This window comes from Chelativorans salis, assembly GCF_025336525.1.
GTDB lineage: Bacteria > Pseudomonadota > Alphaproteobacteria > Rhizobiales > Rhizobiaceae > Chelativorans > Chelativorans salis.
The window spans coordinates 1-12496 of sequence record NZ_JAOCZP010000001.1 but is presented as its reverse complement, the minus strand read 5'-3'; the positions used below and the strand labels follow the sequence as shown (position 1 = coordinate 12496).

Here is a 12496-nt window from a genome sequence, read left to right as displayed (position 1 = left end):
TGAGCATGGCAACTATCCTGAACTTCAAGCGCGCGGCGCCGCGGATGACCCGGCGCCTGCCGGTCCCGAAAGGCGGGGCGGCGATCGTCATTTTTCCCGGTGTACGCTACGAGCGCAGGGACGGCGGCAAGGGTGCACCCCTCCACCCGCACCGGGAGCGCGAGCGCCGTACCAAAAGCTGAATTCAATCCAGCGGCCGCGGTTCGCAGCTTATGCCGTCGAGGAAGACGGTGGCGGCACCTTCCCAGGTTTCATCGGGCACGAAGACGCGCAACAGCACGATGCCCTCCTCAACATCGGTCTCGATGAAGACGGACTGGCCGAGGTCGGGGGCAAAGCGGCTGCGCACATGCTGCATCTGCGCCGGTGTGAGAACAATGAAATCGAGCGTCCCGTCGGGAGTTGCCCGGTCGCTGATGGAGAAGACGTTGAGGCCCTGGTGGTCATAGAGGGACATGGACCAGAAGGGGACCGAGCCTTCGCCGTGAACGTGGAGCGAGCCGCGCGAAAGGTCGAAGCGGCAGGCGGCGGCCTCGATGAAGGGATCAGCGGGGATGGGCACCTTTCCGGCGAGCTTTTCGCGGTCGAACCGCACTGTGTCGTAGGGCGCGGCGACGGCAGAAAGCCGCGTCCACGCATCGCGCACGGAATAACTCGGCAGCAGGAAGAGGATAGCAAGGTGAACGATGCCGGCGCCGACGAGGCCGAGGAGGAGGGCGTAGGAAAGTCTAGCCATCGCAGGCCGTCCTGGTGATCCTCGGGAGGGAGAGTTCATCGACCCGAGCGCCGGAAGCGACAGGCGTGTCAAACAGAGTCAGCACAAGCTGCATCGGCCCTTCGCCAGTGACGGCCAGCCAGTTGGAGGGCATGGGATGGCGGGAGACGGCGATGGAAAAGCTATTGTCGGATTGGCGCAGCACCATCTGCGAATGAAGGGCGGCACGGCGGCGCTTGAAGGGCGGCAGCAACGCGCCTTCCGGGCCGGCCGCATAAAAGGTCCAGAAACGAGACGCGGGCATCGCCCCTGCGATCCTGTAGGCGCACTCGCGCCTCAGGCCGCGGCCGTTCGAATCCCGCCCAGCTGTGAACGTGATGCCCTCCGAGGGGCCAAGGGGAACGCCACCCCGGCGGGCGAAGCGGGCGCGTGAATAGGGGTCGGCCTCGCGCGTTCCGGCACTCGGGAATGCCGTCCACGGGCCGGCGCTGACGGCGCCTACGGGGCCTGCTTCCTCCAGCATCACCCACACGCTGGCGGCACCCCCGCCGACCGCGATCGTGAGCACGAGGAGGGTCAGGAAAAGCGTCTTCAGCATGGCAGGCCGGTGTTCCCGGTGGTGGGGGACGCGCGTGATACTTTCATGCACCTTTCCGATTCAACCGAAACTTCATCCTGCCCGGCGGGCGCCTGTGGTGCAATGTTCTCAAAGGGCCGACAGCGTCTCCGGCCCGGCGGTGGGTTTCAAAGGCGGGGCGCGGCGGAAATGTTTCGCCATGCCCTTCAAGACGTTGCTGGTGGCTGTCGGCATTGAGCGGGGCGGCCGGGCGAGGCCGTTTATCTGGCCTTCCGCCTCGCTGGCCGTGGCAACCGTGGTGGCGTCGGGCGCCGGTAGCGGGTTTTCGATGCCGGGTATGGGCCGAAGTTCCGTGTTCTGATGCGCATAGGTCATGAAGCGCTGCCAGACCATCGCCGGCAGCGAGCCGCCGGTCATGCGGCGCGAGGGGCGATAGTCGTCGTTGCCGAGCCAGACGGCGGCGACGTAGTTGCCCGTATAGCCGACATACCAGGCGTCGCGGTAGGACTGGGTTGTGCCGGTCTTGCCGGCCGAGCGCACGCCCGCAAGCGCGGCGCGCCGGCCGGTGCCGCGCTCGGGAACCTGGACGAGGATGCTGTTCATGGCGGAGACGGCTTTTTCGGAAAGGACGCGGCGCGGCGCCGGAGCGTCACGGGCGAAATCGTAGACGACCTTGCCCGAATGGGTGGTGAGCTGCAGGATGCCGTGGCGGGTGCCGGCATAGCCGCCATTGGCGAAGACGCCGTAGCCGGTGGCCTGGTCCATGACCGTCATGCCGGAGGTGCCGAGCACCATCGTCTTGTGGCCGTTCAGTTCCGACTCCACGCCCATGGCCGCCACAAGTTTTTCGATCGGCTCAAGGCCGAGATGGGAGTGGGCAAGCCGGACGGGCACGGTGTTGTAGGAATGGATGAGCGCGGTGGCGAGGTCGACGCGGCCGGCATAGCGGCGCGTATAGTTCTGCGGCGCCCAACCGCCCCACGAGATCGGCGCGTCGGAGATGACCGAGCCGGGCTCGAAACCCGCTTCCATGGCGGCGGCATAGACATAGGGCTTGAAGGAGGAGCCGGACTGGCGCAGCGCCTGGGTGGCGCGGTTGAACTGGCTCTGGCCGTAATCTCGCCCGCCGACGATAGCGCGCACGGCGCCGTCGGTCTCCATGACCACGGCCGCACCTTCGGTGACGTCGTAGTCCTTGCCGTGCTGGCGCAGGTGGTACTCCAATGATTCCGCAACCGCCTGCTGCAGGTCGGGGTCGAGGGTGGTGCGCGCCACCAGCGAATGGGTTGCGCCGTCGGGGACAATCTCCTTGACCTCCTCGAACGCCCAGTCGAGGAAATAGTCCGGGCTGTCGCGCTCGCCCCGGTCGACGGCGCTTGCCGGATTGAGACGGGCCGGCAGCACCTGGCCCTCGGTCATGAGGCCGGACTGGACGAGGTTGGTGAGCACCTCGTTGGCTCGCGCGCGGGCGGCGGGCAGGTTGATATGCGGGGCGTAGCGCGCCGGCGCCTTGAACAGGCCGGCGATCATCGCCGCCTCGGCCAAGGTCAGATCCTGGACGTGCTTGTCGAAATAGAAATCGGCCGCGGCCGAGATGCCGAAGGTGCCGCCGCCGAGATAGACGCGGTCGAGATAGAGCTGCAGGATCTCCTTCTTGGAAAGGTTCGCCTCAAGCCACAGCGCCAGGAAAGCCTCGTTGACCTTGCGCTCGACCGTGCGTTCGCTGGTGAGGAACAGGTTCTTGGCCAGCTGCTGGGTGACGGTGGAGCCGCCCTGGACGATGGTGTTGGCGCGCACGTTCTCCGTCATGGCGCGCACGAGGCCGAGATAGTCTATGCCGAAATGCTCGAAGAAGCGGCGGTCCTCCGTTGCCAGGACCGCCTTGACCACATGATCGGGCATCTCGTCGACGGGGACGGAATCGCGCTGGATGACGCCGCGCTGGCCGATCTCGTTGCCGTAGCGGTCGAGGAAGGTGACGGCGTAGTCGTCCTGGGCGCGCCAGTTGGCGGAGGTCTCCTCGAAGGCGGGGATGGCGAGCGCCAGCATGACGACGGCACCGACGGTGGCGAGGGTGAGGCTTTCGCTGAGGAGCTCTACCGCGGCGCGCTTTGCCCCGTAGACGCGAAAGCGGCGGAAGAAGATGGTGATGTTTTCCCAGGCTTCGGAAAGCTTGAAGCGGGCCTCATAGAGCGTGGAATCGATCCACGCATCGACCTCGAGGAGCTTCGTTGCCCTCGGCGCCCGCCCCTTTCTGGTGCGCTTCTCTTCCATCCCTGGACCGCCCAGTCTCTTCCCCTTGCTTGGCGACCTGCCGCGGAAAAAGCCGCGGCAAGTGCGCAAAGTCGTCCCCCTGAGGGAGGTTTAGCATATTTTGGGGAATGGGGTGTGGGGGAAATTGTTGGGGAGATGAACTGTGTACGACAAGGTAAATATCGCCAGCTCAGAGGCGAACGGAACCTTCGAGCAGGGTAGATCGCTCGATTCAGGAAATGTCGTGGCTGCGTGATTCATATTCTCTTGAAAAGACAATGCTTGCGCGCTTCACAATCATGAGAAGCGTCAGAAAAAAGTGGACGTACAGCGCGAAGACGAGACCCGATACCAGCGGACCTTGGCATCGCATCACGTAGGCGGCCAGCAGCATCGTAATGAAAAGAACCGACAGCAATATGAGGTACGAAATGTTGTCGTTCAATTCCCTGATGAGACTGTCTCTAGACCGCTTCAAGTCTTCAAAGTTCTTGATTTTCTTGGGATCGTTGGGCGGCAACAACGGGCGAAGAGACACGCTATACAGCGCAACCTGAACGCTCAGGAGCAGCGCGGCAAAGATAGAGAAAACGGTGATCGACAGGCCGAAGGCATCCTTCGGAATCCTCCAGTTTAAGAGGAAAAATACCAAGCCCATTGCAATTGGCACCCCGTAGAATGTTCCGATGTCCGACCACAGAAGCCTACCCTTCTCATTTCTGAGCGTGTTCAGATGCCACGAAACAATGCCAAAAACATTGATCTTCTGCATTTCTATGTCTTCATGCCGTCGTAGAAATCTTCCATAAGACCATCAACCTCGTCCTCTATACTCTCGAATACCGGATGGCCGCTGGGATATCGCTTAACATCTTCAGAAACGTCGATCAGTCCAGCGTCGTACCCTGACCCAAATACGCCGACGGTACGGCGCTTTTTTCCCACCGTCACGTCGGCCTTTACCCTCTCGAACTCGTGTCCATCGAATTCAACAAAACCGTCACCGCTCGACGTAAATCTTTCACGCAACTCCTTGTAGGTTGATAAAGCCGACCCTCGTTTGCGAGCTCGCACAGTGACCTCATAATCGACCTCATCAACTCGCCTACCCAGCAGATAGCGATCGGCCTTATCCTTCATGGACTTAGGCTTGAGGAACGTCACAGTCTTGACGGGAGCGGCATCGAGAAACGATGCTGTCGACGCAACAACCCTGAATGTCATTGCGTATCCAGGAAAACGGTCTTCGAAATCCTTAATCATGGACGACCGTACAAACGAGACGCATGAGCGCCCCTGGAACGATTGGAATGCCATGAGGGCAAAATCTGAATCACTCGGCACCCATATCTGGAAGTAGAGTGGTATTTCTTCCAGATCAGTCGCCTTTCTCTGATACTTTTCCTTTCGAGTCTTAACGTCCTTAAACTTGCTCTCGAACCCGTGGGTGCCATAGTTGATGTGTCCATGGACCGTGCGGATTGAGTTCGTGGCTCGAGGCTCAAAAAACCAAGTCCGCTGCTCAGTCGTTTCAACGGTCGGCTCGCTCTTTCGAGCAACGAAGTCATTGGCAAAGTCGATCAGATCGCAAGGTTCTGCGCCGGGACCAATGTTCATCGGCGTCTTGTCAGCTTTTCTGCGAATTCCAATACGATAGAAACGAAGCCCAATTGCAAATGGCATGCGTCAGTACCCCTCCATGCGCCCGTTGCGCATAGAAGCATGATTCTTGCAATTGGGCGAGCCAAGTGCGCTCAGCGCACGGTTCATTAGTTACAAGTTGTTAAATTTCGTGATATGCGTTTTGCGTTAGAAAATAGGAGGAGACAGACAATGGCTAAAGTATCACCCTTCCGCTCAAAGCTTTTGGGTACAAAAGTCTATCACGACAATGACAAGTGCACCGAAGGCAACAACATTGAAAAGAAAAATCGCGTAAGCGGCACAGGTGGTCTTCCGAAGTGCGACCACTGCAAGAGACTTTAAGCTAATTCTGGCTGGGCTTTTCTGCGGAAAACGACCTCCCAGGCTGGCCCGGTCAATTCCACACCGTCCATATGCGCCGCATGGCGTAGACGGGGAAGGATTTCCTCTGTCTTTTCAGTGCCGGCCCCGTCAGCTGGATCATAGGACATATTTCCCGTACTTCTCGCCTATATAATAGGAATTTAGTCCTAATTATATACTTGACGTACTAGGCCGGATTTGCGATTATCAGGTCAAGGAGTTACGGCCATGTTTGACCTGACGAACGAGATATACACCGACGCCGACAAGGCCCGCGAGCATCTGGAGGCCATCCATTGGCCGAACGGTCCTATCTGCCCGCATTGCGGTAACGTCGATCCAGCCCGCATCACGAAGATGCAGGGCAAGTCCACGCGCCCCGGCGTCTACAAGTGCAATGAATGCCGTAAGCCGTTCTCCGTCACGGTCGGCACTGTCTTTGAGCGCTCGCATATCCCGCTCAACAAGTGGGTGCTGGCCTCGCATCTCATGGCCGCTTCCAAGAAGGGCATGAGCACTCACCAGCTTCACCGTATGCTTGGTGTTACCTACAAAACTGCTTGGTTCATGGCGCATCGCATTCGTGAGGCCATGAAGGAAGACGTGAAGTCCTCCGGCCCACTTGGCGGTGAGGGCAAGACCGTCGAAGCAGACGAAACCTATATCGGTAAGCGCGAAACGCCACGCAAACTGGCTCGTGGACGCATCGCCAAGCCCACCAAGTCAGGTAAGGCAGGCGGCGCACAGAAGCGCATTGTGGTTGGCCTTGTAGAACGTGGTGGCAAATCCCGCATGTTCCATCTGAACGACGCCACCAAAGCCACGGTGCGCGACGTGCTGGTGCGTAACGCTGATCGCCAGTCCATCCTCTACACGGACGAAAGCCGCCTCTATACGGAAACAGGATCCGAGTTCGCAAAGCACGGCACCACTAAGCATTCAGCCAAGGAATACGTCCGCTACGAAGACGGCGCGGTTATCCACTCCAACACGATTGAAAGCGTCTTCTCAGTGTTCAAGCGCGGCATGGTCGGTATCTATCAGCATTGCGGCGAAGCCCACCTTCACCGCTACCTTGCCGAGTTCGATTTCCGTTACAATCGCCGCGCCGCGCTCAAGATCAGCGATGCAGAACGCGCCGAAGACCTACTGCGCGGTGCCCGCGACAAGCGCCTTACCTATCGGCGGATTGGTGAAGCCGATCACGCCTAAGCAGAAGGCGCGAAAGCTTCTCCACAAACGCAAGAACAAGCGATTCGACTCCAAGAAATAGCTCGGTGTACCATCCGAATCACTGCGGCGGTCTGCTTGACCCGGACTGGCAATCTGGCCCACCAAGCAGGATAGTGATCGCAGCCCGTGCCGGAACTGTGCTGGTAGCCGCCCTATCAATTGGGCCGCTGCCCGCACAATCCTCCGGAGCCACACGGGGCGTACTGGATGCGGCACGTGACGCGGAAAGTACACCGATAAACCGGGAAACGGCGGGTTGTTCCGTTCTACCCGGCGCGAGTTCATGAAACCCTTTGGTTCCGTGGCCACGGACCGGAGTTTCGGTTCATGAAACCCTCGGTCACAATAGAAGTGAAAGTGAATGTCGCGCCTTGCCTATTTGGCATTGCGGCCATTCTCTCGATCTTCTTTTGAATGGGGGCGGCGGCTTCGGTCGTCGCCCTTTTTCTTCCCGCCTTTTGGGTCGGGAGGGGTCTTCAACAGGCGGCGTAATATCTCGTCGCCTTTTTCATGGTCCTTGTCTTTGGGGGTATCTGACTTTGACATGGGAACCTGCCGACAACGATGGCTGGGAACGAAGCAGCCTAGAATTTGCATTCTATCACAGCCTGGTCGATGCGGACCCGGCTCTTGCGAGCCCGGCGTTAGAAGCACTAGGAAGGGTGGTGGCCTCGTGGTCGCGGCTGGAACACCATATCGATGCGCTGATCGTCCAGATCAATAAGCCCGATCACTCACAATCTCTTTTCGAGAAGAACCACCCCGCATCGTTCGGGAACAAGGTGAAACTACTCAAAAAGTGGTTCAATCGCTACCCGCCCATAGCCTCATACACCGAGGATATGCGGTGGCTCACCTCTCGGCTCAAGATGCTTGCCGATGATGATACTTCCGTAGGCGTGTCCCGCAATGTGCTCCTGCACTCCATTCCAGCTTCTTTTGATGCCGACACGCAAACGCTCGTCCTGCACCACATGAAGATGGTCGGCGGCAACATTCACTCCCGGCACATAAACGTTCCGCTGGCCCAGATGCGCCACTTTGCCGAGGCTGTTCAAACCGCAAATAAGTTCCTGAGCACCATCACACAGGAACTGTTCACGCCCGAAGGTTATGAGCGACTTCAAAAGCGCGAATAGCAGCGTCTGAGGCGAGGCCATCAAAACCGCCCCGCTCATACGCCGCGAATAGATCCTCCAAAGCATCGAAACACTGCGGCGTCATACCCTCCGGCAGTTCACGCCCACGATATTCATTTGCCAGCCTGTCACGCTCGGGAATCATAGGTTTTCCGATCTAGGTACGTCAAGTATATAATTAGGAATTTAGTCCTTGACATCGTAACGGCCCTTTGTTAGGGTTCAGGCATCGTCGGAAAAGTGGGTTCGGCGGCGGGAGCCGCTTTTGAGGGTTCGGTCTGTGGCCGGGCCTCGACCTCCTTTTCGGCTGGGTTTTCGTGAGCGTCGGCGCTTGGGCTCCGGCGCTTTTTTGTTGCGCGGATTTCGGGGGGAGGCGGGATGCCGTTGAGATATGTGCCGTCGATGCGTGTGCGCAGGAGGGCGAGGAAGGTCATGGAGAGTGGGCGGGTAACGCCCGATGACCTGGCCGACCTTACCGGACGGTCGGTAAAGCATTGGCTGGACGTCGCCAGGGTCGAAGGCTGGCGCATGGCGAATGCCGAGCGGCCGCCTGACGAGAAGGCCCCCGAGTCACCTGCCGAGACGGACCCGGAAGCGCTGGAGAAGCGGCTGGTGGCGCTTTCGGACGAGCTGGTGAGCGAATTGGAGGCGGCGGTTGGCGAAGGGCGGGCGTCCGGAACCTACGACAAGGGGAGGATCGATGCGCTGTCGGCGATGCTGAGGATGGTCGAGAAGATCGGCGAGATGACCCGCGTGCCCGAGCGCGCGGCGGAAAGGCAGAAGAAAAGCGATGAAGAATTGGCCGCCGCGCTCGCCCTTGTCGATGCCCGTATCGTGGAGCTTGCATGTGAACTCGCTGCCACCATGGGCGGTGGAGAGGTTGAGCCCACCGATAGCGGAGAGGGCGCTGGCTGAGTGGTTCGGCTCCGGGCGGCTGCCGCAATATCCGGTGGGGGCGCGGCTTTGCGACACCTGGCTGGTGATGGGCGGGCGCGGCTCCGGCAAGACGCGGCTGGGGGCGGAATGGGTGAACGGGCTGGTGCGGGGGCTGCCGCCGTTTTCGCGCCATCAATACGGGCGCATCGCGCTGGTGGGGGAGACGCTGGGGGACGTACGCGAGGTGATGATCGAGGGGTCTTCGGGGCTGCTTTCGATCTCGCGCGGTGACCGGCCGCGCTACGAGCCGAGCCGGCGGCGGCTCGTCTGGGACAGCGGGGCGATAGCGCAGGTCTTCTCCGCCGAGGATCCGGACAGCCTGCGCGGGCCGCAATTCGAGGCCGCGTGGTGCGACGAGCTCGCCAAGTGGAAGAATGGGGAAGCGTGTTTCGACATGCTGCAGTTCGGGCTGCGGCTGGGGAGCCGGCCCGTGCAGATGCTGACGACGACGCCGAAGCCGATGCCGCTCATCCGGCGGCTGATGGCAAACCCGGACGTGACCGTGACGCGGATGCGCACGGAGGAGAATGCGCAGAACCTGGCGCGGCGGTTCCTGCGCGCGGTGGAGCGGAATTATGCCGGCACGCGGCTGGGGCGGCAGGAACTGGACGGCGAACTGATCGAGGACCGCGAGGACGCGCTGTGGACGCGCGCCGGGCTGGAGGCGGCGGCCGGGCGCTGGGGCGAGGCGCGTGCCTTGCGCCGCATCGTCGTGGCGGTGGACCCGCCGGCGAGCGGGCGGCGCACGTCGGACGCCTGCGGGATCGTGGTGGCCGGCCTCGGCGCCGACGGGACCGGCTGGGTGCTGGAGGACGGGACGGTGGGGGCGGCCAAGCCGGAGGCCTGGGCGGCGCGGGCGGTGGCGCTCTATCGCCGGTTCCAGGCCGACATGATCGTCGCCGAGGTGAACCAGGGCGGCGACATGGTGAGAAGCGTGATCGGCACGGTGGATGCCGCCGTGCCGGTGAAGGCGGTGCGGGCGAACCGGGGGAAGTGGCTGAGGGCCGAGCCGGTGGCGGCACTCTACGCACAGGGGCGGGTGCGGCATGCGCGGCGATTTCCCGAGCTTGAGGACGAGATGTGCGACTTCGGCACGGACGGGCTCTCGCAGGGGCGCTCGCCGGACCGGGTGGATGCGCTTGTCTGGGCGATCACGGAGCTGATGCTCGGGCGCACAGGCGAGCCGCGCATACGGGATTTTCTTTGAAACAGAGGTGAAGGCCAAGTCCGATTTGTACGGGCTTGGAACACCGTACATCACTTGCCCAAAGGAGCGATCTGAAATGGCAGAGGTCATCTGTACGCATGAGGAGTGCGAAAGCATTCTTCTCTGCGACAAAACAGACTCGGCGACGACCCCCTTCATCCGTAGGCTCTGCGAGGAGGCTGATGGGAGCGTTCGGTCGGAAAACCTCGATCTAGAGGGAAATATCTACGCTATTCAGGGCGTCGTGGGCACTTGCGGAGATAGGCATGATCTTGAAAAGCAGGTCATGTGCGACAACGCGGGGATGACCTTCCTCCGGTGGTACGTCACCCGTGACGGGCAGGCGACCGGCCAATCCTTCGATACCGATCTTGCCGGCACGGACTTCGCGCCCGCCGATCCTGTAAAAGTGGGCGATTGCTGCGCTTGTGCAACTTCAACGACGCAACCGATGTGCGATGCAGGGACACCCGCGGGGGACCCGGCTGACATCAGTTTCGCTGGCCTGTCCTGCCCGGCATCCGGAACGTCGTCCAACGGCGTCGATTGGCAGGTTGACCAGTGCGCCAACGAGCCGGTCGGCTCGCCCCCGACGGATCTACTGCGTTTCGGAGAGGCAGGCGACGGTCCATTGCAGACGTGGAATTTCGACCCCCCGGTCGATCTGGTGTTTGACCTGCGCCCCTCTACAAACGGCGCTGTTGGCTGCGTTGAGTTGCCGCAGGGGACCGAGGCTGTAGAGTTGAATCCAGGGGGCATGACATGGGACCCGGACACCAGGCGGGCGTGCAGCACTGCCAACACATCACTTAGAGTAGTGAATCGCTTCCGAGTTAAAAACGCTGCCAGCCTTCCTCTCAATGCGCTTGATCTGGGTGCGTTCTCGTGGGGGCTGCGTAATCTGACCGTGGCGCCCGTAGCGTCCGGGCCTTTCCAATTTCTGAGGCATGTCTGCCTCGATTGCGAGGGCAACGTCCTCGATTTCACCGACACCACGATTGACGGTGGTGACTATGCTCCGCAAGGGGAGGTGAGCGTCGGCGAGTGCTCCGGTTCCAGCGATTCCGGCGGTGTGACGTCGACGACGCAATTGATGTGCGATGTGCTGCCCGCGCCCCCTGCTACCCCGCATACATTTGATTTCACCGCGAACAACGGGGGGATAACATCCACGCCGGTGAGCGAGGCCACCGCCCCCAACGGGGTCGTATATTCCGTCAACCAAGGCTCCTGGTCGCCGCCCAACGGCGGTAATCCGGGCTATTTGTCCCTTGGCAACAACACCGATACGCACCAGTGGACTTTCCACAACGGGGCCGTAGATCTGGAATTCGATATCCGCGACACGCAATTTATCCCGCCGTTGCTTTCCAAATATCTGCAATTCCCAGGGGACACGGAGATGCTGGAGCGGACGCAACCCAATGTTACCTGGGAAGACGACACAAAACGACTGCGCCGCGACCTCGTATTCACGGATACCGCATCCCCCAATCGTTTCCGGCTGACGAATGTCAGCAGTCTTGCTCTCAGCGCCCCCAATGCATTGGCTTCTTGGGGATTGTTCAGACTGACCGTTACGCCACGGAGCAGCGGCTCTGATTCAGTACAATTCCTGCGGCACATCACGTTCGACAGCGGTGGAGAGGTTCTTTCTGTCGTGAACGTGAATCTGGACGGCACGGAGTACAAGGTACAGGGGCAGGTTCAGCTTTGCGGCTAGGCGCGCAAGGGAAATCCCTGCGACAACGGCACTGGTGACGGTTGAACATCGACGACACCGCGCGTCGGCTGCCCGATAGCCCGCGCCGGCATCGTGACTTTCCAATCGAATGCAATCCGAGTTGGGCGGCCCGAGTGCCGCCCTTTCCAATTTCTCCCCCAATTTACTGGAGCGGCCCGAAATGGCTAGGACCACATGCGTATACACCGAATGCGAGGTCTTCCTTTTGTGCGACAAGGTGGGGACGGCGACGACCCTGTTCATCCGCAGGATCTGCAAGGATGCCGACGGCAACACCCAGCCGCCCGAGGACACCGATCTGAACGGCGCCGCCTACCCGGTGCGGGGTGATGTGGGAACCTGCCAGAACGGCACGGACCTCGAGATGAAGGTCATGTGCGACGGCGGGACGACCAGCTTCCTGCGCTGGTACGTCACCAGGGACGGGCAGCTGACGGGCCAGCCCTTCGACACCGACCTCAACGGCGTGGCCTACACTGCGGACCCCGCGGGGGTGAGCGTCGGCCCATGCCCGCAGGATCCGGAATGCGCGCCGACGCCGACGACGCAGCTTCTCTACGACATCCGGGCCGACGGCACGGTTGAACCGTTCCTGCGGCACATGGTGGTGGACTGCGAGGGCAATGTCCTCGAGACCAACGACACCACGCTCGGCGGGCAGGACTATACGGTCGATCCCGGCGGC

Annotated in this window: 13 protein-coding genes; 7 read left to right on the top strand and 6 right to left on the bottom strand. The window is 61.1% G+C overall.

Going from position 1 to position 12496, the window contains the following annotated elements; all coding sequences use genetic code 11:
* Positions 1-5: 5 nt before the first annotated feature.
* Positions 6-182, top strand: coding sequence for a hypothetical protein (locus N5A92_RS00065; RefSeq protein WP_260899765.1), 177 nt, complete (start codon positions 6-8; stop codon positions 180-182).
* Between the two features lie 2 nt (positions 183-184).
* Here the strand turns inward: N5A92_RS00065 and N5A92_RS00060 are convergent, their stop codons facing one another.
* From N5A92_RS00060 to N5A92_RS00040, 5 genes are all read right to left on the bottom strand, one after another.
* On the bottom strand, positions 185-736 hold the full coding sequence (locus N5A92_RS00060) for a DUF1254 domain-containing protein (RefSeq protein WP_260899764.1): 552 nt from the start codon (positions 734-736) through the stop codon (positions 185-187).
* Complete coding sequence (locus N5A92_RS00055; RefSeq protein ID WP_260899763.1) at positions 729-1313, bottom strand: DUF1214 domain-containing protein; 585 nt, start codon at positions 1311-1313, stop codon at positions 729-731. Before N5A92_RS00055 ends, N5A92_RS00060 begins: the two co-directional genes overlap by 8 nt.
* Positions 1314-1421: 108 nt before the next feature.
* Positions 1422-3566 (bottom strand): transglycosylase domain-containing protein, encoded by a 2145-nt coding sequence (locus N5A92_RS00050; protein ID WP_260899762.1) that lies wholly within the window; start codon positions 3564-3566, stop codon positions 1422-1424.
* A 211-nt stretch (positions 3567-3777) separates the two neighbouring features.
* Positions 3778-4317 (bottom strand): hypothetical protein, encoded by a 540-nt coding sequence (locus N5A92_RS00045; protein WP_260899761.1) that lies wholly within the window; start codon positions 4315-4317, stop codon positions 3778-3780.
* Between the two features lie 2 nt (positions 4318-4319).
* Entirely contained in the window at positions 4320-5228 is a 909-nt protein-coding gene (locus N5A92_RS00040; RefSeq protein ID WP_260899760.1) for a hypothetical protein, read from the bottom strand.
* A 552-nt stretch (positions 5229-5780) separates the two neighbouring features.
* Here N5A92_RS00040 and N5A92_RS00035 point away from each other — a divergent pair.
* Positions 5781-6764: an IS1595 family transposase gene (locus N5A92_RS00035; RefSeq protein WP_260899759.1), complete on the top strand. Its 984-nt coding sequence runs from the start codon at positions 5781-5783 to the stop codon at positions 6762-6764.
* Between the two features lie 396 nt (positions 6765-7160).
* On the opposite strand, the gene N5A92_RS00030 is transcribed toward N5A92_RS00035, so the two are convergent.
* A complete protein-coding gene (locus tag N5A92_RS00030; protein ID WP_260899758.1) occupies positions 7161-7331 on the bottom strand; it encodes a hypothetical protein in 171 nt (56 codons plus the stop codon).
* Here N5A92_RS00030 and N5A92_RS00025 point away from each other — a divergent pair.
* From N5A92_RS00025 to N5A92_RS00005, 5 genes are all read left to right on the top strand, one after another.
* Positions 7325-7924, top strand: a complete 600-nt coding sequence (locus tag N5A92_RS00025; protein ID WP_260899757.1) for a hypothetical protein — start codon at positions 7325-7327, stop codon at positions 7922-7924. The genes N5A92_RS00030 and N5A92_RS00025 overlap by 7 nt on opposite strands.
* A gap of 378 nt (positions 7925-8302) precedes the next feature.
* Positions 8303-8839: a hypothetical protein gene (locus N5A92_RS00020; protein ID WP_260899756.1), complete on the top strand. Its 537-nt coding sequence runs from the start codon at positions 8303-8305 to the stop codon at positions 8837-8839.
* Positions 8748-10067: a DNA-packaging protein gene (locus N5A92_RS00015; protein WP_482155896.1), complete on the top strand. Its 1320-nt coding sequence runs from the start codon at positions 8748-8750 to the stop codon at positions 10065-10067. Before N5A92_RS00020 ends, N5A92_RS00015 begins: the two co-directional genes overlap by 92 nt.
* A 76-nt stretch (positions 10068-10143) precedes the next feature.
* Positions 10144-11790: a hypothetical protein gene (locus N5A92_RS00010; RefSeq protein WP_260899754.1), complete on the top strand. Its 1647-nt coding sequence runs from the start codon at positions 10144-10146 to the stop codon at positions 11788-11790.
* 181 nt (positions 11791-11971) lie between these two features.
* A partial coding sequence (locus N5A92_RS00005) for a hypothetical protein (protein ID WP_260899752.1) occupies positions 11972-12496 on the top strand: 525 nt, incomplete at its 3' end.